At 50.4% G+C, this 24,001-nt stretch carries 18 protein-coding genes and 1 pseudogene; 5 read left to right on the top strand and 14 right to left on the bottom strand.

Features of this window, described 5'->3' with window-relative positions; genetic code table 11:
- The 4 genes and pseudogenes from L6H65_RS18030 to L6H65_RS18020 all read right to left on the bottom strand — a co-directional run.
- Positions 1 to 457: Rpn family recombination-promoting nuclease/putative transposase (locus L6H65_RS18030; RefSeq protein ID WP_236344050.1), on the bottom strand; the 457-nt coding region annotated here is incomplete at its 3' end.
- Positions 458 to 784: 327 nt separating this feature from the next.
- Positions 785 to 943 (bottom strand): annotated as a pseudogene (locus L6H65_RS26810) (S-layer homology domain-containing protein); the annotation flags it as partial.
- A 12-nt stretch (positions 944 to 955) separates the two neighbouring features.
- The gene (locus L6H65_RS18025) at positions 956 to 1,300 is read right to left on the bottom strand and encodes an S-layer homology domain-containing protein (RefSeq protein ID WP_236344049.1); all 345 of its coding nucleotides are present in this window, start codon (positions 1,298 to 1,300) and stop codon (positions 956 to 958) included.
- A gap of 29 nt (positions 1,301 to 1,329) precedes the next feature.
- Positions 1,330 to 2,271 carry a fibronectin type III domain-containing protein gene (locus tag L6H65_RS18020; protein ID WP_371877717.1) on the bottom strand — a complete coding sequence of 314 codons (942 nt, stop codon included), beginning with the start codon at positions 2,269 to 2,271 and terminating at the stop codon, positions 1,330 to 1,332.
- 43 nt (positions 2,272 to 2,314) lie between these two features.
- Here L6H65_RS18020 and L6H65_RS18015 point away from each other — a divergent pair, with 43 nt between their 5' ends.
- The gene (locus L6H65_RS18015) at positions 2,315 to 2,455 is read left to right on the top strand and encodes a hypothetical protein (protein WP_236344047.1); all 141 of its coding nucleotides are present in this window, start codon (positions 2,315 to 2,317) and stop codon (positions 2,453 to 2,455) included.
- A gap of 155 nt (positions 2,456 to 2,610) precedes the next feature.
- Here L6H65_RS18015 and L6H65_RS18010 read toward each other — a convergent pair whose 3' ends face one another.
- Positions 2,611 to 7,158 carry a cadherin-like beta sandwich domain-containing protein gene (locus L6H65_RS18010; protein ID WP_236344046.1) on the bottom strand — a complete coding sequence of 1,516 codons (4,548 nt, stop codon included), beginning with the start codon at positions 7,156 to 7,158 and terminating at the stop codon, positions 2,611 to 2,613.
- Between the two features lie 244 nt (positions 7,159 to 7,402).
- Here L6H65_RS18010 and L6H65_RS18005 point away from each other — a divergent pair, with 244 nt between their 5' ends.
- Positions 7,403 to 8,089 carry a response regulator transcription factor gene (locus tag L6H65_RS18005; RefSeq protein ID WP_236344045.1) on the top strand — a complete coding sequence of 229 codons (687 nt, stop codon included), beginning with the start codon at positions 7,403 to 7,405 and terminating at the stop codon, positions 8,087 to 8,089.
- Positions 8,086 to 9,489, top strand: a complete 1,404-nt coding sequence (locus tag L6H65_RS18000) for a sensor histidine kinase (protein ID WP_236344044.1) — start codon at positions 8,086 to 8,088, stop codon at positions 9,487 to 9,489. Before L6H65_RS18005 ends, L6H65_RS18000 begins: the two co-directional genes overlap by 4 nt.
- Positions 9,490 to 9,587: 98 nt before the next feature.
- Here L6H65_RS18000 and L6H65_RS17995 read toward each other — a convergent pair whose 3' ends face one another.
- From L6H65_RS17995 to L6H65_RS17980, 4 genes are all read right to left on the bottom strand, one after another.
- Complete coding sequence (locus tag L6H65_RS17995; RefSeq protein ID WP_236344043.1) at positions 9,588 to 13,988, bottom strand: S-layer homology domain-containing protein; 4,401 nt, start codon at positions 13,986 to 13,988, stop codon at positions 9,588 to 9,590.
- A 131-nt stretch (positions 13,989 to 14,119) separates the two neighbouring features.
- Entirely contained in the window at positions 14,120 to 17,809 is a 3,690-nt protein-coding gene (locus L6H65_RS17990) for an S-layer homology domain-containing protein (protein WP_236344042.1), read from the bottom strand.
- A 295-nt stretch (positions 17,810 to 18,104) separates the two neighbouring features.
- Positions 18,105 to 18,701, bottom strand: coding sequence for a TetR/AcrR family transcriptional regulator (locus L6H65_RS17985; RefSeq protein WP_236344041.1), 597 nt, complete (start codon positions 18,699 to 18,701; stop codon positions 18,105 to 18,107).
- The gene (locus L6H65_RS17980; RefSeq protein ID WP_236344040.1) at positions 18,677 to 19,069 is read right to left on the bottom strand and encodes a winged helix-turn-helix transcriptional regulator; all 393 of its coding nucleotides are present in this window, start codon (positions 19,067 to 19,069) and stop codon (positions 18,677 to 18,679) included. Before L6H65_RS17980 ends, L6H65_RS17985 begins: the two co-directional genes overlap by 25 nt.
- A 225-nt stretch (positions 19,070 to 19,294) precedes the next feature.
- Between L6H65_RS17980 and L6H65_RS17975 the strand changes: the two genes are divergently transcribed.
- A complete protein-coding gene (locus L6H65_RS17975; RefSeq protein WP_236344039.1) occupies positions 19,295 to 19,828 on the top strand; it encodes an NAD(P)H-dependent oxidoreductase in 534 nt (177 codons plus the stop codon).
- Between the two features lie 102 nt (positions 19,829 to 19,930).
- On the opposite strand, the gene L6H65_RS17970 is transcribed toward L6H65_RS17975, so the two are convergent.
- Positions 19,931 to 20,836: an AraC family transcriptional regulator gene (locus tag L6H65_RS17970; RefSeq protein WP_236344038.1), complete on the bottom strand. Its 906-nt coding sequence runs from the start codon at positions 20,834 to 20,836 to the stop codon at positions 19,931 to 19,933.
- Between the two features lie 269 nt (positions 20,837 to 21,105).
- On the opposite strand from L6H65_RS17970, the gene L6H65_RS17965 reads away from it, so the two are divergent.
- Positions 21,106 to 22,251, top strand: coding sequence for an iron-containing alcohol dehydrogenase (locus L6H65_RS17965; RefSeq protein WP_236344037.1), 1,146 nt, complete (start codon positions 21,106 to 21,108; stop codon positions 22,249 to 22,251).
- Between the two features lie 290 nt (positions 22,252 to 22,541).
- Here the strand turns inward: L6H65_RS17965 and L6H65_RS26805 are convergent, their stop codons facing one another.
- The 4 genes from L6H65_RS26805 to L6H65_RS17950 all read right to left on the bottom strand — a co-directional run bounded on the left by L6H65_RS26805 (position 22,542) and on the right by L6H65_RS17950 (position 23,817).
- Positions 22,542 to 22,712, bottom strand: a complete 171-nt coding sequence (locus tag L6H65_RS26805; RefSeq protein WP_371877716.1) for a hypothetical protein — start codon at positions 22,710 to 22,712, stop codon at positions 22,542 to 22,544.
- A 123-nt stretch (positions 22,713 to 22,835) separates the two neighbouring features.
- A complete protein-coding gene (locus tag L6H65_RS17960; protein WP_236344036.1) occupies positions 22,836 to 23,033 on the bottom strand; it encodes a DUF2281 domain-containing protein in 198 nt (65 codons plus the stop codon).
- 122 nt (positions 23,034 to 23,155) lie between these two features.
- Positions 23,156 to 23,449: a TetR/AcrR family transcriptional regulator gene (locus L6H65_RS17955; RefSeq protein WP_236344035.1), complete on the bottom strand. Its 294-nt coding sequence runs from the start codon at positions 23,447 to 23,449 to the stop codon at positions 23,156 to 23,158.
- Complete coding sequence (locus L6H65_RS17950; RefSeq protein ID WP_236344034.1) at positions 23,425 to 23,817, bottom strand: winged helix-turn-helix transcriptional regulator; 393 nt, start codon at positions 23,815 to 23,817, stop codon at positions 23,425 to 23,427. Before L6H65_RS17950 ends, L6H65_RS17955 begins: the two co-directional genes overlap by 25 nt.
- Positions 23,818 to 24,001: the final 184 nt, after the last annotated feature.

Below are 24,001 nucleotides of genomic sequence, written 5' to 3'. Positions count from 1 at the left end.
TCTCAATATCGTCCAAGAGCGGAATGCCGGTGTGATCCTCACGCAAATGAAAAACACTGTGGTAGCGGTTGTTGGGCAGACAGGAGTAGTTCAAGATATTGATGGTCACGCACTTCTTTAATGTATTGTAATTGCTGCCCTTCGGAATCTGATGGTAGTACATCTCAGACCAGTAAAACAGCGTTCGCTTTTCCATATGGTACGGGTTAAAGAGCTGCATCTCGATATTCAGCAACTCTCCCTTGGCGGTCTTGGCCTTGATATCCATAATGGATTGCTTGTCATCAGGACTATCTGCCTCTGTGTATGGGTTGAGCAAGACAATCTCCGTCAAGGGCGGCTCGCCTGCGTCACGAAAAGTACTGTTTAAAAACGCCAGCAGTACATCCTTGTTATGCTCACTGCCAAAAATACGCTTAAAAATGACATCGACACGCGGATCAAGCAACTCCAACATGAGCATCTCACTCCATTCCATCACTACTTTTATTATAGCATTTCCTTATACTTTGATGAATAGCAGGAATCGCCTCGTTGTATTCCTATTACTTACTCCACATGTATTGAGTACTTAATATTGACGTAAAAATACTCTTTCCATTTTGGATTGTGCTGTTCAAGCAACATGGGAAAGCAATTAAATTGCTATCCACCAAAACACACACCACATTTCTCGATCAGATTAGGAACGGCTAATGACCAGCCGGTATCCCTCTTATATGAAAAATAAGGTTATCCTGCACGCCGGTAAGCACATGCGGGATAACCTTGAAGTTAGCGAATATCAGATTAGATCAGAAAGCTGGAGCAGGCGGTGTATGATGGTTGCAGCCTCGGCTCTCGTCACGAAGTCTTGTGGTGCAAGCTTTGCGCCGTTTTTCCCCTGTATGACTCCTGCCTGGATACTAACTGCAATTTCGCCCAGCGCCCACTCGGAGACGGAAGCCGCATCAGTTTACGGAAGAAGCACCTCGTCTGCCGCTTGGCTGGGCAGCTTAGCTTTCAGTCCCGTGAGCGACATTGCTCTGGACAACATGATCATCGCTTGCTCGCGGGTGATTGTATCTTCCGGATGAAACGTTCCGTCTTCAAAGCCGGTAAGCAAGCGATAGGTATACGTTGTATGCACGACATTGTTGAACCATGCCGTCGAGGGAATATCAGAAAATGGAGCAGCCCCATACTCGAAAGGAAGTCCTAATCCCCGAACGAGAATGGCTGCAAACTCCGCGCGGGTAACCTCCCGATCCGGCTCATACGAGTTATCTCCCGTACCCATGACAATCATCCGCGCACCCATGAACGTTATCCGGCATCTCTATCCAATGTTCAAAGAAGGTGTTGTAGTTTAATGTCCTGCAAGGCGACTGATTCACCAAACTGGCTAGCTAGAGCTTCGATGTTGATTTGCTGCACCGGCAATACATACTTGGCCTGATTCGTTTTGAGAGTGATGACAGCTTGCTTTTTTATCATGCTTCTAACCAATTGGCCGTCCATTTCAGCCACAACCCTGTCAAAGGTTGTGTTCGCCCGATATGTGATGATCGCACCTTGCCCTTCTGCTGCAAGTCGATTCTCAAGCTTGGTCCCATCGACAACTATCGTCAGCATCCTGTTGCCGAGATCTATTGTTGTTTTCGCTCCCGCTTCGATCACTTGACCGTTAAGAAGGACATCCGCGATTGGAGCTGCCGTCTCTCTGTCATCGTCATTATCGCTGCCGCTGTCGTTGCCACCGCTGTTGGACGGGGAACTTGGGGTGACTGCGTTGGATGCAGAAGAAGACCGGCTGCTCCCGACTTGGTTGATCGCTTTTACAGTGAAGGTATAACTTACGCCATTGGTCAGGCCGGTGACCGTGATCGGGCTGGAGGCTCCGCTTCGCACGATGCTTCCCGATGAAGCGGTCACTTCATAGCTGGTGATGGCATAACCACCGTTATCGGTTGGTGACGTGAAAGAAATCGTTGCCTGCCCATTCCCGGCAATGGCTCTCACACTCGTAGGTACAGCAGGAACGGCAGCAGGCGTGGTGGCGGCTTCATTCGACGCCGCACTCAAGCCTCCTGAATTGCCGGCTTTTACGATGAAATAATATGTCGTGCCATTCGTTAGCCCGCTTATGTTGTACGTTGCATCCGTTACTGTTGCGGCTGCTGGCTCGGTAAACATGCCTTGAGCAGTTGACAGGTACACACTGTAATAGGTTGCGCCGGTCACAGTGTCCCAGTTTAAATTAACTTGGCTGTCCACTCCATCCACAGTCAGATGCTGTGGTATCGCAGGAGTCGGGTTTGCTCAAGAAGCGAACATGCTGCTTATGCACGGGTTTGTTGCCTTGAAGGACAGGCTGGCCCTTCAATTGCATTACAAGCAGTATGAAGCGCTGTTGAAGCAAGAACTCAATATTCAGCCTTCGGCAGAGCTGATCGAGTGGTACGGTCGATTGTAGCTTGTTTCACAGTCGCGTAAGGAATCTCCGCTGGACGATGAGCATTTTCTTCATCCAGTTACTTGAATCACCTGCCCGCGACCTCCGAACATACCAAAACCCGCCTGAATGAAATTACTCACTCAGGCGGGATTGAACCGCATATGACGATTGGATCAATCGATCATTCCAAGCTGTTGCAGCGTACGAATCAATACGACCGCCGCCTGCGCGCGTGTTGTTGCACCCTTGGGACTAAATGTATCCTCGTCAATGCCTGTCATGATCTGAAGCTTCACCATCAAGCGAACATCCTCCAGGTAAGACGCGTTCACGCTCCCGATATCCTTATAGCCGTCCAGACTCGCATATTCCTCGATAATCGGCAGCTCATGAATGGCAATCGCCGCAGCCAGCATACTCGCCATTTCCTCGCGGGTGAGCGGCTGATCGGGCTTGAAGCTGCTGCCACTCGCGAAACCTAACAATCCTTGCTCCTTCGCGGCTGACACAGCCTCAAAATGCCATGCATCCGGAGCTACATCGTTATAAAACCCACTTCCGTCGTAGGTGGCGGCGCCCCGCGTCAAAGCCCGAACGAGCATGGCTGTAAACTCTGCTCGCGTTATCACCCGATCGGGGTCAAACTGTCCGCCTCCGATCCCTTCAACCAAGCTTTTGGCTGCAGCAAGCTCTACTGTGGATTCGCTCCAATGCCTCTCCATATCGGCAAAGCTCACCGCATTTGCCGCCGCAACATACACACTATTTGTATAAGAATGGATGGCTGCATACCACACGCCGTCTTGCTTCAGCTTCTTCGCCGGGACAAACTCTAGCTTCTTCGTCGCCTCATGATAGCGGAACGCTCCCCATAGCTTTGGCAATCCGGCCGTGTTGTTCGGAAGCGGTATCCATCTCGTCAGCGCCTTTTCGAACTTGTCCGCCGTTCCAATCGCAAGGCCAGTCTTCGTATGAACGATATCGATGCGAAAATCCACAATCGGCCCCAGCACTTGGCTGTTCGGCAATGCGTTTGCTATCCCAGCTTGCACGTTCTTGTCGCCGGATTTATCGGCCAACGTAATTCTAAAGCTAATATCCACGGCTTGAAGCTTGTTCTTCACAAGCAAATCCGGCAGCTCAGGAATAAGCAATGCCAGATTGGCTGGCACTTGATAGCTGCCGTATGGCGTCTTGATTACTACGTAAAAGCCGGCATTTTTTGCGGCAAATTCCGTTAAAATAGCCGCCGGAATACCAACAACAACCACACCGTCTGTCGGCACAGCTTCAGCTTCAAGTGTGACAAATGGCTTCCCGGTATCGATGCCGGAAGGGTCCAGCTCCCGGCCGTTCAAATCGATAACAGGCTTGCTAGTGACAGGCTCGTTCACAATCGGCGCTGAGCCGCCGCCTCCAGTATAGGGCGGCGCAGAAACAGGCGCCTCCCGGGTAACGACGACCTTGTACGTCCTAGTCGAGCCATCCTGTGCCATCACAAGGATCGAAATCTCATTGTTTCCCACATTCAGCGGCTGCGATGCGGATGCAGCGCCGCTTGCCACCGGCACGCCATTCACGGTCACTCCCGCGTTGCCATCCGCGACCGTCGGCGTTACCGCAATGCCGCTTACGCTATTTCCTACGTTCGCTGTGTAACTCGCTGTTCCCGATCCGAACGACGGACTTAGCGTACCGTGCGACAGCATTAATCCGTTCAAATTCGCGTTGCTGCTTGCCGCTCGCGTTACCATTACCGTGTACGTCTTCGCCGTGCCGTCTTGTGTTCTGACGAGGATCGAAATCTCATTGTCCCCCACGTTCAGCGGAAGTGAAAAGGCTGCCGTGCCGCTCGACATTACAAATGGTCCGTTGATGAGCGTACCAGCGCCATTGTAGACGCTCGCCGTCGTTGCAGCCCTGCCCGCATCAGACATGTCCATCGTAACCGTGACGCTATTGACGCTGTTGCCCACATTTGCCGTATAGCTGGTTGCGTCCGGTTCAAACGCCGGGCTCAGCGTGCCGCCCGACAGCGTTAATCCGCTCAAGTCCGCATTGCTGCTTACCGCTCGCGTTACCGTAACTGTGTACGTCCTTGACGAGCCGTCCTGCGCCACTACGAGGATCGAAATCACATTATTCCCCACGTTCAGCGGCAGCGATGGAGACGCTGCACCGCTCGTCAATGCGTGCGGGCCGCTCACTCGCGTTCCGCTGCCATCATATACGCTTGCCGTTGCGGAGGCGCTGTCGGCAGCCGACAATGACGTCGTTACCGTGACACTGCTCACACTATGTCCTACGTTCGCCGTATATGTGCCCGCAAAAGCCGGAACCAGCGTACCGCTCGACAGCATCAAATTGCTCAAATCCGCATTGCTGCTCGCTCCCCGTGTCACAGCAACCGTATATGTCTTGGTCGTTCCATCCTCTGCCGTGACCACGATTGTAATCGTATTATTCCCCACGCCGAGCGGCAGCGATGGAGATGCCGCCCCGCTCGTTACCGTAAATGGTCCGCTTACTAACGATCCGCTGCCACTGTAGAGACTGACCGTGGCTGTGGCATGAACAGGATCCGACACCATCGGCGTCACCGTGACGCTGCTCACCTGATGGTCCACGCTCGTCTTGAACGTACCCGGTATGAACGATGGAACCAGTACGCCGCTCGACAGCGTCAAATCGCTCAAGTCCGCATTGCTGCTCGCCGCTCGTGTTACCATGACGGTGTACGTCTTCAACGTCCCGTTCTCTGCCGTGACCTGCACCTCAATCGTATTGCTCCCCACGTTGAGCGGCAGCGCTGCGGAGGCAGCGCCGCTTGCCACCGGTACGCCATTCACAGTCACTACCGCGCTTCCGTCCGCGACCGTCGGCGTTACCTCAATGCCGCTCACGTTATTTCCAACGCTCGCCGTATAACTGGTTGTTCCCGATCCGAACGACGGACTTAGCGTACCGCTAGACAGTGTCAGCCCGTTCAAGTCCGCATTCGCGCTTATCGTTCTCGTTACATTTATCGTGTATGTCTTCGTCGTTGCTTCATCCTGCGCCGTCACAACGACCGTAATCTCGTTGCTGCCCACATTTAGCGGAATCGATTGAGATGCCGTACCATTCGCCACCGTCGTCCCGTTCACCTTCACGGCAGCCATAGGATCAGCCATAGTCGGAGTTACCGTAATCGCACTCTGACTTGCGTTCACTGAGTAGCTCGTCGTATTCGAAGCGAACGCCGGGCTTAGCGTGCCGCTCGACAATGATAGCTGACTCAAATTCGCATTGCTGCTCCGCAATCGCTCTATCGTTATCCTGTATGTCTTCGCCGTCACACCATCCTCAGCCAAGGCCACCAACGTAATCGGATTATCCCCTACATCCAAATTGATGTCTCCTGACTGGGCTCCGCTTGCGACACTCTCGCCGTTCACCTTCACCGTCACGAAGGAATCCGCCGTCGTCGGCGTCACGCGAATACTGCTCACGCCATTAACGACACTCGCTGTATAGTCGGTCGTGCCGGATGCAAACACCGGGCTTAGCGTACCGCTAGACAGCGTAATATTGCTTAAGCTAGCATCGCTCGAAGGAATATATGGCAATTGTTTGCGTACCGCATAGTTGTATTTATCAGCGATGTACAGGTTCCCGCTGCTATCTATCACTAATCCGCTCGGAGAGTCTATTTCTGCAAGCATACCCGGCCCGCCGTCTCCCGAATAATTAGCAGCACCCGTCCCTACTAATGTCGTAATAATACCACTCGGGATCACTTTCCTTATCCGGTTGTTGTCCGTATCGGCGATATACAGATTCCCGCTGCCGTCAACCGTTACGCCTTCCGGCTCATTCAATTGTGCGCTAACGGCCGGACCTCCATCGCCGGAATAACCATCGACTCCCGACGACCCAGCCACTGTGCTGATTATCCCGCTCGTATCTACTTTCCTTATCCTGTTGTTGTATGTATCGGCGATATATAGATTTCCGTGACTGTCCACCGCCACTGCGTCCGGGTAATATAATCTTGCCGTAACTGCCGGCTCGCCGTCTCCCGAATAACCGCTATTATCAGATCCCGCTACCGTAGTGATTATGCCATTAGCATCTACCTTCCGAATTCTGTGATTGGATGTATCGGCGATATACAGATTTCCTTCGCTGTCTACGGCTACTCCGCCAGGACTGCTTAGTTGAGCCGCAACGGCAGGACCTCCATCGCCCGAATCGCCATTCCCTCCCGTTCCCGCAATCGTGGAAATAATGCCGCTCGTGTCTACCTTCCGTATTCTGTTGTTGTATTTATCGGCGATATACAAATTGCCATCAACATCCACGGCCACTCCTGACGGACTGCGCAGTTGAGCGCTAGTAGCCAAATCTCCGTCTCCTGAATAATCATAGCCTCCCGACCCAGCCGCTGTGGTAATCGACCCATTCGTTAATACTTTCCTTACCTTGTTGTTGCCTGTATCGGCAATATACAGATTCCCGCTGCCGTCTACCGCCACAGCCGATGCATCTGATAATTCAGCATCGACGGCCGCTCCTCCATCGCCCGAATCGCCATATTCCCCTCCCGCCACGGTATAGATCTCCCCTCCGGTCCCTGCATACGCACGTTCGCTGCCATATGGCGCGATCTCTGATAATAGGCCGAAAACGAGCATACAAACTACCAATAGCGCCATCCTGCGACGAAAATTGAACTCCATTGTTGTTCTTTCCCTTCCATCTCTGGTGTAGTGATACAAACGAATGCCATGTTTCCAACTGAAGTGCTGTTAACGCCTGTTTCGGGTTCACTTCCATGTGAAGAGAATTATACCAACTGTTCATTCTGCCGACTCTTAATGTAATCTTAAAGGATTCGATAATAGCGTTGTTCAAATGACAAATTGCAGACTAGACATGTTATGATCGAGTTAATCTATACTATTTGGCGGTGACAACAATCATATGGAACGAATACTCGTAGTTGACGATGACCCGCAAATTCGTGAAGTGATTCGCACTCATATCGAGCAATCCGGCATGCATGCGCTCGAAGCCGAGTCCGGACGACAAGCGATTGAGCAGTTGGAATCCGAGCAGGTGGATATCATCATACTTGACCTCATGATGGATGATCGCGACGGATTCGAGGTGCTGCGCTACTTGCATACTCGCAGATTAGACATCATGACTATCGTGGTCAGCGCAAGAAGACAGGAACAAGATAAGATCACCACGCTTGGACTCGGGGCAGACGATTATATGACGAAGCCCTTTAGTCCAATGGAGCTAATGGCCCGCATTCAAGCTGTTCTGCGCAGACGGTATCCTAAATCCAGCCATTCCTCTTTAGTCCTTCGTCTGAGCCCTATGATTCTGGATATTGATAACTATACGCTGCTCATCTATAACGAGAAGATTTCCTTAACGATGATAGAGTGCGGACTGATGCAGCTCTTCATGCAGAATCCCGACCGCGTCATGACGAAGATCGAAATCTATCAACAGGTCTGGCAGCATGAACGGTACGATGATAATAACCTGAGCGTATATATAAGCAGGCTGCGCAAACAATTGGAACAGGCTCAATCCTCTTGGGAAATTCAAACGGTACGCGGCGTTGGATACCGGTTAACGGGGGCTGGAATATGAAATTGCGCACCAAGCTGTGGCTGTCCCTTGTGCTTAGCGTTGCATTGAGTATGGTGCTGTTCGGCTTTACGACTGTCTGGATCGGGAAGGCGGCGAATAAAGGGTACGCGCTATTCGAGTTAAATCCACTCGCCCAATCCATTGTCGATTCTATTGAGGAGCAGCCTGAATTCGGGAGAGACGCACTGAAACAAACCTTGGATCGCGCGCACACAGAACACCCTGCCATTCGATGGGTGTGGATGGACGATCAAGGCCAATCCATCTATGATACGGCGGGGCTTAATCCGACATTTACATTCCATGACTTGGCGATGCTGATGCAGAATATGCCCGAGAAATACTTAACGGAAGAAGAGGTTCATGTCCTCACGCCCTCGACCAAGAGCGGACAATCGTATTTCCTGCTCCTCAGCATACCCGCCTCCGCGATGAAACAAGGCGAGGTTTATTTTCTCATTCGTACGTTGAAATCGTTGCTCTCCTTGGTTATTCCGCTTCTTCTGTCGTTCTCATTGCCTTCTCTAGTGGCCTTATGGTTGTTCTCATCCTTGAATAAAAGAATTCGCAGACTTAATCATGCCCTGAATGAACTGAATATCCAGAGCGATTCTCCCCTTGTAGAGCTGACCGATACATCCAAAGACGAGCTTGGCCAGCTGACCCAGCATTATAATTCCATGGCACGTCGGATTCGATCTCAATTCGCGGAAATTCAGCAGTTCGAGAGCAAGCGCAAGCTTCTGCTATCCAATCTGTCGCATGATCTGCGAACGCCTCTGACGACGATGCTAGGCTGCGCCGAAATGATTCGCACCGGCAATTATAAGGATCAAATTGAACTCCAGACCAGAGCCAAAATCATTCTTCAACGCTGCAGATATATGGATAAATTGCTGGATCAAATGCTGGACATCTCGCGCCAGGATGCGGATAATCTGACCATTCACTTGGCGGATCATAATCTATCCGAGATCGTTCGCAAAATCGCGGTCGAATATATCATGATACTCGACGGCGATCAGATTCTGCTCGATGTCGATGCCCCGGATGAGGATATTCATATCTCTATCGATGCCCCTCTTATGGAAAGGGCACTGCGCAATCTGCTCGATAATGCGATTCGGTACGGGAAGGATGGACGGTACCTCGGCATCCAGCTGATAGTGGATGATCAATCCGTAAATATGATTGTAAAGGATAAAGGAAGAGGTGTTCCTCCGGAGCATCAAGCGTTTATTTTCGAACGCTTTTACCGGGTGGATGACGGAAGAAAGGGAGAAGGATTGGGGATTGGCCTCGCTATTGTCAAGGACATCGCTCTTGCCCATCAGGGCAATGTGGAGATGAGCAGCACGCCGAACGTGGAAACGGTGTTTCGGATCAAGCTGCCTCGTTAAAAAAAGACGCTTCCATCTCCACAAATACAGTGGCTTTGGAGGCGTCTTTACACATTTTATGGGACTGACTCACTTTTCAATTTTATACTCTGTGGGCTTTAGTCAATGAACGCGACATGCTGCAGAAACCGATTCAGCATAACAACAGCTTGCGCTCTGGTCGCAGGCTCAGAAGGCATGATCGCGTTATCTGCTCCCAGGATGATGCCTGAGGCTACGGATTGCGCAACCGCCGATTGTGCCCATGGGGATATTGCGGTGTGATCATCAAACTGTCCAAGAATGCCTTGAACATGATCGGCGGCAAATTCGGGATAACGCAATAGCGTGAACGCATTATTGAACATGACAGCCATCTGTTCTCTTGTAATCGTGACGCCGGGCGCAAATCTTTCCTTTGATATACCGCTTACCAATCCGGCTTTAACGCCTGCTTCAATGACCGGCGCATACCAAGCTTCCTTGGCAACATCATCGAAAATGGCGCTCTCTACGGTTTGTTCGGTTCTAATTCCTAAGGCGCGAACCAGCAACGCAGTGAACTCCGCTCTTGTGATGGAATCGTTCGGCGCGAAGCGGCTGTCGGATACCCCGCTTACAATTAGCTTTGACGCAAGCAGCTCCACGCTGCTTCTCGCCCAATGACCGTTCAGATCGGAAAATGATTTGTGCGCCGATTCCATGATCGCATAGATGCTGTTGTGCGGTACTTTCATCGCTACTTCCGGCCTGCCGTCATTTCTCGCTGCCGTCACTGCCGGAACGAAGGACAGGGCTGGCGCTTCGGGATCGTACCAAACAGCGGTGATACGTTTGCCCGACATATCCTCGCCTGGCGCAATCGCCCGAATGATATACGTTCCGCCAAAATCGCGAACCTCCATTGATTGTCCGCCAGCTGACACGATTACTTTGTAATCTACCGCATGACCGAGCAGCTTAAGTCCGGCTTTGCTCGCGAATTGCTCCAGCTGTTCCTTCTGTTGTCCGACAACCTTGGCGATGAGGACATTTACGTGCATGCTTGGCAGCGCAGCGCCCAATTGTTTGGACAATTGTTGCAGATCTGGCGCATTCACTTGCAGCTGATAGCTGGAACCGTTCAACTGGACCTCGAACACGGTATTCGGGTAGGCGCCCTTCACCTTCTGGAGGGAGGCCGCTGGAAACTGTACCTGAACGGCCTGCTCGCTGTCATCGATTACGACGGTTACAAACTTTCTTTGTGCTTCTCCTAGCAATTTCAGCACTTGCTCGATAATTCCATCGGTTAGCACGACATGTTCGACGATTGTACCGTCTTCGAGCGTTTCTTTGACGAGATAGGATGAATGGATCAGAATAGAGATACCGCCGCTGGCATCGACCATAATTTTAGGACCGATTGAAGGTATAGGAAACACAGGCGCGGGTTCAGTCGGTTGATTGTCTGGGGGCATCCCAATATTCGAAATCGTAATTTCCGCCACCGCTTCATTGCCCGCCGCATCTTTTGCATAGACGGTATAAGTGCCATTCTCTGTGACTGTAAATTGCCCGGCCGCTACTATGTCGGTTCCGATTGTCCCGTCGGCAAAATCGGCTGCGGAATGGCTTCCCGGCAGCCAGTTCATCCTCGTTACCGAGTTTGCAGCGCCATGCACACCCGCTGTGGCGGTGACGGAAACCGAAGGGCTGGTTTGTGTCGGGCTGTGGGACAGGCTGATTTGCGGCAGCTCGTCAATAATATTGCCGATATCGATCGTTGCGACACCACTGTTGCCGGCTTCGTCTTCGGCATATACAGTGTACGTTCCATTTGCGGCAGCCACGAAGCTGCCACTGGCAAGCGAATGGCCTTCTGCTGCAAAATAATCCGCAGCTCTCAGCCCTTCCGCCCACTTGGTTGCAGCAATAGCGCTTCCTGTGCCGTCGGCTGACACCGTTACTGTCACGGGATCGTTAGTCATTACCGCGCTCGCTGGCTGCTGCGATAACGTGATGTCCGGTTTTACGGAATCGATGATGATGCCGGTAGTCGCCATAGCAGGCAAAGCAAGCGAAACAGGAACAGTTGTCCCAGCGGCATAGATCTCGGCGCCATCCGTCAACTGGATGTGCGTTCCGATTTCAAGGTCGTTCGCATGCACAAGTCCTGCCTGCACGACATACGTAAAGATCAGCTTGTTTTGCTGGCCTGGAGGATGTCCGGAGTAGGTGGCGTACACTGTCGTTGCGTCTGCCCCTTCTCCGATTACAACAGGAATTGTCGGATTGCCTGTTACTTCGATATTTCCTTCATAGCTCACACTAAACGTTAATGTATCGCCCGCGATGTAGTAGTGGGCGGCCGGAATGTCGAGTCCGGTCATCTCCGGAGCGGGAACCTTGATCGTTAGTCGGTACGCGCCTTGAGGCGTGCCGTTGACATTGTCGGTTCTGATCATAATCACATTGCTCCCAGCGGTTACAGCCACTTGCGCCGAGTCGGATGCTGCAGCGCCGATCGTCACCGCCGTATCGGCAGCAGCGGGAATGGCGGCAACATTGACGGCTTCCACGTAGCGGTCAGCTTGCAGCTCGTATGCGCCTTGAGCCGATGCGAAAACAGCAGGAGTCCAGCTAACGACGCCGTCCGTTGATGCTGCGCTTAAAGCCTGCAGCTTCACAGCGTCGAAGTGACGGATGAACATCGGATACGTTGACCCGTTCATAATGGCCCAAGTTCCTGCGAAATCCCAGCCGACATATGTAGCTGCCAGCCGCATGTCTTCCGTTGTTTTTCCTTCGCCGCCGCCGGAAATCAAGAGCCCGCCGATCTCGGTATCCCAATACGAATTGGCAGCAGCGTCGCCGGTGTTTTCACCGATCAGCCCTCCCATATGATCAGTGCCGGTTACGTGACCTGCGGCATAGGTGTACATCACGGCTGCTGCGCCGCTGTTTAGCCCGATTAGTCCGCCGACATGCTCGTCTCCGGCAACATTGCCCTTCACATAAGCGTTCGATACCGTTCCCGAGTTGCTGCCGACCAATCCGCCAACTCGGCTGCCACCCGATACGGAAGCATCCTCAAGGCCAATATTTCGGATTGTGCCCGAGGATGCCGCGAACAGACCGGCATCGTCGTCCGCGCCGGTGACGGTCAAATTGCGGATAACATGCCGATTGCCATCGAATACGCCGGTAAACGGCGAGCCCCCGGCTCCGATCGGCTCCCAATCCAGACCGGACAACTCGATATCGTTCATCAGCTCATAGCTGTCACTCCGTTCATATGCGCCAGCTCCGATTGCCGCCAGCTGGGAGGCGGTTGTAATACGGTGCGGAAAATCCGTGCCGTTCTCGCGAATAATGTTCAACGTATAGTTCGTCTCATACGGATCAGTCGCTGCGCCGGGAACCGATACGTTGGTCAGCACCGTAACGTTGATGACGTTATTGCCCGGCAGCAGGCTGACGCTCCTCGAATTGGTGGCGACTCCCTCGATGGATACGCTTGAATTGGCATTGTTTGTATAGACCGCCACCGTCACGCTGCCCACTTCGCCCGTTACCCGGCTGGAATATGTCCATACATCGCTGGCGAACGAAGGTGTAAACGCGATGTCGCCATTGTCGACGGTAAGCTCGTCCAATACAATTTGTTCAAATGTCGCGCGGTGCATCGGGTACGTCGCGCCCTCAACAATGCCCCAACGGCCTGAAGGAGAAAAGTCCCACTCATAGAAACTGGCTGCGCTTTTCATCTCATTGGTCGTTAATCCAGTCCCCAAAGACGAGTTCATCGTTAAATTCATGTCGTAGTATGTCCAAGTTTGATGCACATTGCCCTGCATATAACCGGCCAAACCGCCGATATCGGCAGTCGGGGGACCGGTTACTTGAACTGCAGCGTAACTATAATGAATTCGGCTGGGGTTAACCCCCGTTCCGGTGGCATATCCAACCAAACCGCCAACAGTATCAACGCCGCTGACAACTCCGGTAACATAGGAGTTTTCAATCATCGAAACTTCTATGGCGCCAACCAAACCGCCGACGTCGCTGCTTCCTCCGTTGCCCGCAACATCAACATTGATTAAGCCTACATTTCTAATGGTTGCCCCTTGTGCAACACCAAATAATCCGACTGAGCCGGCATTGCTGTTTATTATCAGATTGGAGATTGTATGGCCGTTTCCGTCGAATGTGCCGGTAAACGCATAGGCAGCGCCTCCTCTAGCTCCAACAGGTTCCCAACCGTCTCCGCCATTGTATCCGTTGCCTCCCGGACTCAAATATTCCGACATGTCGATGTCCGCACCAAGCGCATAATGAGCCCCCAGATTTTGTCGCATCGTATCCAGACCGTCGGCGTCAGTAATGATGATCGGACAAGCGGAAGTCGCTCCGGGCGTTATGCCGCTGCATGCAGAAGCAACCACCTTCTTTTCCGCGCCAAAAGATAACGTCACTGTCGTGAATAAGATCACGACCAGCAGTTTAGTCAACCACTTGTGGTTTAACAAGCTCTTCATGACTAGTCCCCTTCCACCCCATATATAACAAAAACGAAATTTCATAATTGATCTGAAACTTCTCCAGACAATCGACCAACTCCTGCTTACCCAGCACCAGAATGTAACGTTTGCGCGCTTCGCCATGAAAGTTAACTCTTTGGCTCCAACATCCTCATCAGTACGGTAGCTGCCTCTGCCCTTGTAGTGCTGGCATCAGGGTCGAATTCATTTGAACCTTTACCTTGTATAAGGCCCCGTTTCTTAACAGCTGACACTGCGCCCCTCGCCCACGCCGGAATATCCCTGTCATCCGCAAAACCGGTTGCGGCGTTCGCTTCGAGAGACAAACGCGATGCGTTTGCAAGCATCATGGCCATCTCGGCACGCGTTATTTCTGCATCCGGGCGGAAACTGCCATCCTCATAGCCACTAATAATTCCTGCTTGTACAGCCTGCGCGACCGCTTTCTGCGCCCAAGAGCCGATCTTCGCTGTATCAGTGAACGTTAGTGCCGTTCCTTCTCCTGGCAGCTTCAGTGTGTTCATCAGCATCACCGTAAATTCAGTGCGAGTCACCGTACGGTTCGGCTTGAATGTACCATCCGGGTAGCCCGCGACGATACCGATGCTAGCGGCTTGCTTGATGTATGCCTCGGCCCAATGTCCATCAATATCGCGAAATGCAATGGTCGGGTTCGTATCTGTCGGAGGCTGCTCTGTTGAAGGCTCCTCTGTTGATACCTCCTCTTCACTTGGCACCGTTGGTGGTGCAGTTGAACCGCCACTGCTGCCATCATTGGATGCGCGGTTCACTGTAACTTCATAGGTCTTCGTTGTACCATCCTCCGCTGTCACGACCAGGTTAATCAAATTGATGCCCACGTTCAGCGGGAGCGACGGGGACACAGCACCGCTTGTCAATGGGATTGGGCCGCTGGTTATCGTCCCCGCGTTGTTGTACACCGCCGCCGCAACCGTGGCATTGTCGGCATCGCGGACCATCGCCGTTACCGTAATGCTGCTCATACTGTTTCTCACATTGACCGTATAGCTTGTTGTGGCTGCAGCAAATGTCGGGCTCAGCGTACTGCCCGGCAGCGTCAGACCGCTTAAATCCGCGTTGCTGCTTTTCCACTTCGCATACAGTGTAACGTTGGCGGTTTCCATAGTGAAGATCGCTCCCGCCGCGTAGTTCGCTCCGTCTCCATCTGCTTGCGTGTTCCAGCCTGCAAACGTGTAGCCCGTTTTGCTCAGATTTCCCAAGTTGCCGTACACCGCTACCGCAACTCCTCCCGCATAAGAGCCGCCATCCGTGGGTGCGCTTCCGGACGTAGCGCCGTTGCCGCTATACGTCACAGTGTATCCTGGCAGCGTCGTGTTGCTGACCGTGATCGCCAGCGTCTGATCCGCTCCTCCGCTGAACGTAAACGTCAAGCTCGTGGTCCCTACCGGCTGCGCGACCATGTAGCTTTTCTTAATCGACACCGTATTCCCCGCTGCCGTATAGTCGGTGCCGGACACAAGCGCCGATGTTCCATTGCTGATGCTAACGAGCGTGTTGCCGTTCAGTGTCAAGTTCGTCGTTACATCCGCTTGCGCGGCGATCTTCTTATCGAAGCTTGCCGTTGTCGGGCTGATCGTGCTGTCCATCGGTGTCAGTGCTGTGAGCGTAATGATCTGCTCCGCGCTCTTGAAGCTGGTTGTCGTTGCTTTGACGCGAACCTGATAGATTCCTGCATCGAGATTCACAATTTCAGTACCCGTTGCATCCGTCCAAGCGCCGGTCGAAGACTTGTACTCCATGACCGTGGTCACGCCGGTAATTTTACCTGTGCCACCAATGGTCGTCGGATCAACACCCGTTGCCGTCGGGGTTGCTGGTCTTGCCGAAATAATCAGGTTTTGAGCCAAGCTATCCGTCGTCGTCGTACCGTTGCCCTTCTTCACGATGGCAATCGTCGTTCCGATATAGCCCGCAACATCCAGCACACCACCAACCGGAGCTGCCGGCGCACCATCGATGGTATAGCTGCCGCCTACCATAAAACCTGTCAGCTGTTCCCCATCATAGTCGATTTCAATCACCGGCGTGGTCTCCGGTTCCGTGACATATTCCCATACAGCAGTCAGCCCCATACCGTTCGTATAGGCGACTGTTTGCCCTGGGGCATAGGTCGTGCTTGGGTCCCCCGTTGTTTGCCAATTAACAAATGTCATATCTTCCGGGGGAGTCAAGCCTGTGCCGCTTGGCGCAGTGAACTGATCTCCACCGCTAATGATGTGAATACGGTTTTCTCCATTCATACTCCCGCCGCCAAGTTCAAGGCGAACGGCCTTTAATCCATTAGGACCCCATGTGTCGGCATCCCGAACTTCCAGAGCAGGTCGGAACCCAAAGTTATTATTGGAGCTATCATTGCTGACGCCAACCCAGTTACGCACACTCGCAAATCCCCGCGAAGCACGAACCACTCCATTTACTTCACCGGTGTCCTGCATCAATGAGAATAGCGGCCAGTTTTTTATCCAGGACCCATTCTTATTCAAAATTTGATCCCATTCATTGGTCGTTGGTGTCCCGCCAGAACTACCATTCGGCTTACTCCCCCCGCTTAGAGAACGCAAGGTATAGTTGGTATCAAAGGTTTTACCAAAGATCAGGTTGTTCGCGTTCAGCGTATCCCATGAAACCGTATGGCTTACGACATAATCCGCTACAAAAAGACTACGATTGCTTGCAGTTGCATTCGCGGACGCATTCGAGTCAAAGCTGCTTGAACTGTCGAGACTATATGCGTTGACTGTTCCCGTATAGGTGAACGGTACATAGTGCAGAGTAGGATCGGGCACGGCCGTGTTCACAGTGCCGATATGGCCTGCTTCGCCTGACAGGTCGAAATAAAAGGTGTCTCCAAGCGTCGGTTCCCACTGGGCATATAGCGTTGTAACCGTGTCTGGAACGCTTGCCCCTGCTCCGTAGCTTGTGCCGCTGCCATCTGCTTCCGTGTTCCACTTGCCAAATATCATATTATCCAGCGGGGTCAAGCCCGTACCGCTAGGCGCGGTGAACGATCCTCCAGCGCGGACGACTTGAATACTTGTTTTGTTGTCGAGACTGCCGCCATTCAAATGAACAGTAACGACTTTTAACCCATTAAGTCCCAGCGTACCGGCATTCATCACTTCAAGAGCGGGTCGGAAGCCGTATCCGGAACTGGCCCAATTCACCTGGGCGCTAAGCGTATAGCGCACGCCGCCCGAGCCTCCTCTCGCACTGCGCGATCCCAAATTATTCTTATACGTGTCCTGTCCCCAAGTGCGGATGGACCAGTTTTTGATCAAGGAATCATCTTTGTCTAGAATTCGATCCCATTCATTGGTTATTGGTGAGCCAACATCCTCCGTGACATTCCCCATACTCAGTGATCGCAATGTGTAGTTGGTGTCATAGGTTTTGCCGTAGATGAGGCCATTCCCATTCAACGTATTCCACGAGACAGAGTGGCTCAGGTTATAATCCGCCACAAAAAGACTGCGATCGCTTGCAATGGCATTATCCGAAGCGCTTGAATAGCCGCTGCTTGAGCTGTCGAGATTATACGCGTTGATTGTTCCCACATAAGTGAACGGCACATAGTGCAGGGTTGCATCTGGCACAGCAGAGTTGATTGTACCGATATGGTCCACTTCGCTGGATAAGTCAAAATAATAGGTTTGTCCTGTCGGGAGAAAAAACTCCTCGCTCGCAGCAACCGCCATCGTTGGCGATATGACCAACATCGGCAGCGCCATACATACTGAAAGCAGCAGACTGCTCAATCGTTTCCCTATTTGTTTCATTGCCTGGTTACCTCCGTCATGTTATTATGTATTTCCTCATCTGAACTTAGCAACAGATGGTTTTCGTTAACCCACACTCGTAAGTGTGTTGTTACCCTACCAGAAAATTATACGTAGTAGTCCCCCTGTAAACTCTTAAAGGAATCTTAATAGATTCAGAGAAATCGCCAATCGACGCGCCTCGGACAGCCTCCTGGATGCGTCAACTCGATGAACGGCTTACTCATATAATAAAATACTATACAGTAGGTATATATTAAAGCAGGGAGCTGCCATGGTCAATGAAGCCATCCCACTACGACAGCAACCGGACCAAGCCCTTGATCAATGCTTGATCGTTCACGCCCCCAAACAGCACGGAAAATATCGTATACCCTTCATTAAAAGCGAGCACTTGCATCGCGGTTAGCTGGATATCTTTATCTTGAGAGACCCAGCCTTGCTCCTGCAATACCCTCACAAGAGTAGAAATCTCGGATATCCATAATCCGTATTTCGCCTTCAGCCTCTCATGATACTCGGGATGATGTTTCGTCTGCAGATAGAAGTCGACCAGTACGACAATCCAGTTATCGACCCCTTGCAGCTTCTCTGCAAGATTCACCACGGTGAGCCTGATGACCTCTTCCAATGTCGTATCCGCCGGGCTGTAGTGTTTAGGTACGTCTGTCCACCCTTGCGTCTGTTGATTCTGGTAATCCAGCACGTGGAAAAACAGCTCTTCCTTGCTCTTAAAATGACCGTAGAAGGCTCCTTTCGTATGTCCGGTGCGCGCAACGATATCTCCTAACGTCGTTGATGTGTATCCTTTTTCGGAGAAACACAACAAGGCCGCATTTAGCAGCTGCTGATACGTAGCTTCTCTTTTTAACTGAAATTTGTTCTTTTCCAAACCGAGCTCTCCTCCTGTGGCTTATCCTCCAGCAAGACGATATTTTCACCTTGTTGCTGTCTCATTTTAATATTTTCTTTCCCCCAAGAACACATAACATCAACGATACTATTGGCTGTAACTCCATATTCCGTGAGGGAATATTCAACCTTTGGCGGCATCTGCTGGTAAACATATCTACTTACGAGTCCATCCTTCTCAAGCTCGCGAAGCTGTTGGATGAGAACCTTTTGTGAAATCCCCTTAATATTGCGCTGTAATTCGCTTGTTCTCTTTGTACCGGACATCAAAAAGCAAATGATCAGCGATTTCCACTTTCCGCCGATGATTTCGAGTGTTGCCTCTATGCCCATATGATACTGTTTCACAGAATAACACCCCGTTCATGCCGTTCTTATAAAGCCGGTCTAAATATTCATTGTTTCATAACTTTTATTCCGAGTCCAGTACACACTTTGAAGTAACCACCTTACTTTATTGTGTGTATTTTCTTTTTTCTAGACCTGCAGGATAATGATCGTATTCTAAAAAATGAGCCAAGGCGCTTTGAAGATACATTCTTGCATAGGGGCCTGGCGAAGGGGAGATTCATAATGAAAACACTAGTCATTTTGGCACACCCGAACCTTGAGGTTTCAAGGGTAAACCAGCGATGGAAAGAACAGCTGCTGCAACATCCGAACGATATTACAATTCATGAGCTTTACAAAGAGTATCCGAACTGGAGCATTGATGTTCCTCGCGAGCAGCGTCTATTAGAAGCCTATGACCATGTAATCTTGCAATTCCCGTTGTACTGGTACAGTTGTCCGCCTCTATTGAAAAAGTGGTTGGACGATGTTTTTGCCTACGGATGGGCTTATGGATCGAAAGGTGACAAGCTCAAAGGGAAAAAGTTCGGGCTGGCCATGTCCATCGGCGACAAAAAAGAAAACTATTCGCCCGAGGGCTCTATTACGTTCACCGTGGATGAAGTAATCGTGCCTTTCAAAGCCAGTCTAGGACATGTAGGCGCAGTGTTATTGCCCTATTTTGCTGTCTTCGGAATTTCATTTCAAGCTAGCGATGAGAAAATCAATCACAGTGCAACCGACTATATCGACTATATCTTTAAGCATCAACAGTAACCGGGCTCTTCCGATCCTCACAACCCTATTAGTCCCCGATGATACGTTGACGAAGCAGCCTTAATCAAAGCGATTTCTTTTCCCATCGCGTGTTAGTCTAGATCACTCGGCTTTCATTCTTCTATAATCAGCGGGGCTTAGGCCTAATTGCATTTTTATAAACTTGGTAAAGCTTGACGGTTGTTCAAATCCAAGTCTCTCCGCTATCAGATAAATGGGGTCTTTGGTCGTCGCAAGCAATCGTTTGGCAATCTCCAGCATGTGCAATTTAATAAATTCCTGTGCCGTTTTCCCCGTTTCTTTCTTCAGCATATCCGATAGATAGTTCGGGGAGTACCCCATCGCTTGCGCAAGTCCTTTAACGCTGGGCATCCCTTCCTCTTCAATAGCTTCTGTAGAGCATCGCTGCTGCAGGAGCTTTTCAAATTTGGCAACGGAGTCTTTGACAACGGCCGTCCTTGTAATAAATTGTCTCCCATAAAAACGCTTCGCATAGTTCAGCAGCACTTCCAGATTCGATATGAGCAGGTCGTTGCTGTAGGTATCCAGGTTTCCGCTGTATTCAACCTGAATATGGCTAACGATACGATCTACAATTTCCTTTTCCTGGTCAGAAAGATGCAAGGCTTCATTTGCCTCATATTCAAAAAAGCTGTATTCCGGCATTTTATGCCACAATGCACTGCCTCTGATCAAATCGGGGTGGAAGCATAGCATCCATCCGTCCGATTTCTCATTGCTGTTGCGGTTCCCCTTTGCCAGGACTTGTCCGGGCGCAGCAAACATCAGGCTGCCTTCGTGGAAGTCGTAATATTCTCGTCCATAAATAAGCTCACATTCGGCATTCTGTTTCAAGGAAATCATATAGAAATTCAGCTTGAACGAGACATTGTAATCGGAAGCGCGAGGATTGATCGTATTGTAATCAATAAGGGTGATCAATGGATGCCTCGGTTTGGCGCAGCCCAGAATGTCATGCAGCACAGAGATCGATTCGATAGTTATCATGTGCCAAAACTCCCTCCAAGCAAGGCTCGAAGTGAGCTTTGCCAAATCGTCATTCAAAAGTAAATGCCATTATACACCCGAATTGACGCCCCATACATAGTCAAATCCACGATAAACTTGTGCCAATTACGGATATGATCCGATCAGTGATTCAGACAACATGTTCTGTAATCCGGATATGTAACCATATCGGTTTTTCATTTATTGTACAGAATAGAAACACAAAAAATAAGACCTCCACTTGGTCAGAAAAAGGAGAATGCTGTATTATGAAGGATTTTACATTCTACAACCCGACGAAAGTTGAATTCGGAAAAGATAAAGAGAACTTGATCGGCAGTTACATGGCACCTTACGGCGTGAAAAAAGCTCTGCTCGTATACGGATCGGAGCGAATTAAAGCATCCGGCCTGTTCGACAGAGTTGCGAAATCGCTCGGGGAAAACGGAATTGAATTTGTCACTCTGAGCGGGATCAAAAGCAATCCGGTCATCAGTAAAGCCAGGGAAGGCGTACGTATCGCCAAGGAGAACAGCGTGGATGCCGTTCTGGCCGTAGGCGGAGGCTCTGTACTAGATACGGCAAAGGTGATTGCTGCTGGAGCGGTATACGATGGCGACGTATGGGATTTGTGCAGCTACAAGAAATACCCGGATGCCGCGTTGAAAATTTTCGATATTCTGACCTTATCGGCAACCGGCAGCGAAATGAACGCTTCGGCGGTCATTACCAATGAAGAAACGACGGAGAAATTCGGCTTCTCCAGCCCCGCCGCTTTCCCGGCTGTGTCGGTGATTAATCCGGAGCTCCAGGAAACGGTAACCAACGTATATTTGGCTTACTCCGGCGTTGATATTTTGTCCCACTGCATGGATTTATATTTTACCGCCTCCTACATTCCGGAAATGACAGCGAATCATATCGAGAACATCATCAGAACGGTCATTCGAACCACAGACGTCCTGCTGAAGAATCCGGGGGACTATGAAGCAAGAAGCGAATTTGCCTGGGCTGCGGCGCAAGCCCTGAACCGGACCACCTTCGCCGGAGTGGAGGGCAATCGCTATGACACCCACTTAATTGAGCATTCCCTGTCGGCCTTGTACGATGTGCCTCATGGCGCTGGTCTCGCTGTCGTTTACCCAGCATGGATGAATTGGCATCTTCCCATGAATCCGACTAGATATGAACAATTCGCACGCAATACGTTCGGATTGCAAACAGCCGAAGAAGGCATCGAGGCTTTAACGAACTGGTTTGTCAGCATCGGCGCTCCGGTCAAGCTGGAGCAAGTTCATATCGACAAAGACAAAATCGAAGAGATTGCCTCCCATATTTATCGAACCATTGAAATGGCCCGAATGCAATCCCTTTACCCGAAAGAAACGATTGTCGAACTGCTGAATCGGATGTAGTCAGTTTCTCGAAGGGGCTTTCCGAAAAGTCCAATATCCAGTGAGTCAGTCCCAAATGATGTGAAAAGATGCTTCCAAACCACTAAAAGGTGGGACAGGAAGCATCTTTTTCATTGTATATGGGGACTCTGAAATCATCCAACAACTTTCCGGACACCCCCTTTCGCCTAGCTCGAAGCTCTCTGAAAAAAGGCATGAAAAAAGACCGCTCAAGTGAACGGTCCGCATGTTTTCCAGAAGTCTCGTTGATCCGACTAATCAGTTAGCAATTCATTTATCTTTTCCTTAACCTAGCTTACAATCGTTTGATTGACTCGGCCGAATTTTTTGACCACGATTTGCTTGGACAACGTATAAATCTTATCTGCCCTAATACCTGAATCAACCTTCAGTTGCCCTTGTTCCAAATCGTTGGTGGTTAAATGGATGAGATATGTGCGATCCGATAAGTTGGAAGTAATGCCCGCTACCAGGATATCCTGTTGAGACCCGTTATACGCGAATTGGATAAAACAAGTACCGGGCGTTGCTTAGTGGATGACAGATCGCTGAACGGGAAAGGAATAAGTAAAATATCGCCTTGCTTATACATGATTCCAAACCTCGTCATCAATTGGGTTGTTCCAGAATTCGGTGCTCGAAGCACTTGCTTTTTCAAGATCACGGAAGGATTCACGTTCCCGCTTCATCTTTAAAAAACCTATAAAATCAAGCACTTCAGCCGCATCCTGTTCAGGTATCGTATCAATTAATTTTTTTATCTCTTCTTTGTTCGCGCTCAAAATGATCGACCGCCTTTCCTTGTAAACCTTATACATATTATTATACCATGACTGATGGCGTTCAGACATATACGACGATATCGTCTTCGTTCGAGAAGTCCTCGGTCAGAAAATATGGTGTGTCAGTGCTGTTCTTGATGATCAAGTTGTTTATCGGTCAGAACTTCCGGGCTGTAGTGTTTAGGTACGTCTGTCCACCCTTGCGTCTGTTGATTCTGGTAATCCAGCACGTGGAAAAACAGCTCTTCCTTGCTCTTAAAATGACCGTAGAAAGCGCCTTTCGTATGTCCAGTGCGCGCAACGATATCTCCTAACGTCGTTGATGTGTATCCTTTTTCGGAGAAACACAACAAGGCCGCATTTAGCATCTGCTGATACGTAGCTTCTCTTTTTAACTGAAATTTGTTTTTTTCCAAACCGAACTCTCCTCCTGTGGCTTATCCCCCAGCAAGACGATATTTTCACCTTGTTGCTGTCTCATTTTAATATTTTCTTTCCCCCAGGAGCACATCACTTCAACGATATTATTGGCTGTAACTCCATATTCCGTGAGGGAATATTCAACTTTTGGCGGCATCTGCTGGTAAACATATCTACTTACGAGTCCATCCTTCTCAAGCTCGCGAAGCTGCTGGATGAGAACCTTTTGTGAGATACCCTGAATATTGCGCTGTAATTCACTTGTTCTCTGAGTACCGGACATCAAAAAGCAAATGATCAGCGATTTCCACTTTCCGCCGATGATTTCAAGTGTTGCCTCTATGCCCATATGATATTGTTTCACAGAATAACACCTCGTTCATGCCGTTCTTATATAGCCAGTCTAAATATTCATTGTTTCAAAACTTTTATTCCGAGTCCAGTACGTACTTTGAAGTAACGACCTTACTTTATTGTGTATTTTCTTTTTTCTAGACCTTCAAGATAATAATGGTATTCTAAAAAATGAGCCAAGGCGCTTTGAAGAT

Origin of the sequence: Paenibacillus plantiphilus, from assembly GCF_927798095.1 — a bacterium.
Classification (GTDB): domain Bacteria; phylum Bacillota; class Bacilli; order Paenibacillales; family Paenibacillaceae; genus Paenibacillus_Z; species Paenibacillus_Z plantiphilus.
The sequence above is the reverse complement of the archived record's forward strand: the minus strand, read 5'-3'. Positions and strand labels throughout refer to the sequence as shown.

Coding starts and splice junctions, on each gene's coding strand:
- L6H65_RS18025 (WP_236344049.1), bottom strand. CDS start 1,300: ATGGGTGCGCGGATGATTGTCATGGGTACGGGAGATAACTCGTATGAG.
- L6H65_RS18015 (WP_236344047.1), top strand. CDS start 2,315: ATGCTGCTTATGCACGGGTTTGTTGCCTTGAAGGACAGGCTGGCCCTT.
- L6H65_RS18010 (WP_236344046.1), bottom strand. CDS start 7,158: ATGGAGTTCAATTTTCGTCGCAGGATGGCGCTATTGGTAGTTTGTATG.
- L6H65_RS18005 (WP_236344045.1), top strand. CDS start 7,403: ATGGAACGAATACTCGTAGTTGACGATGACCCGCAAATTCGTGAAGTG.
- L6H65_RS18000 (WP_236344044.1), top strand. CDS start 8,086: ATGAAATTGCGCACCAAGCTGTGGCTGTCCCTTGTGCTTAGCGTTGCA.
- L6H65_RS17995 (WP_236344043.1), bottom strand. CDS start 13,988: ATGAAGAGCTTGTTAAACCACAAGTGGTTGACTAAACTGCTGGTCGTG.
- L6H65_RS17990 (WP_236344042.1), bottom strand. CDS start 17,809: ATGAAACAAATAGGGAAACGATTGAGCAGTCTGCTGCTTTCAGTATGT.
- L6H65_RS17975 (WP_236344039.1), top strand. CDS start 19,295: ATGAAAACACTAGTCATTTTGGCACACCCGAACCTTGAGGTTTCAAGG.
- L6H65_RS17970 (WP_236344038.1), bottom strand. CDS start 20,836: ATGATAACTATCGAATCGATCTCTGTGCTGCATGACATTCTGGGCTGC.
- L6H65_RS17965 (WP_236344037.1), top strand. CDS start 21,106: ATGAAGGATTTTACATTCTACAACCCGACGAAAGTTGAATTCGGAAAA.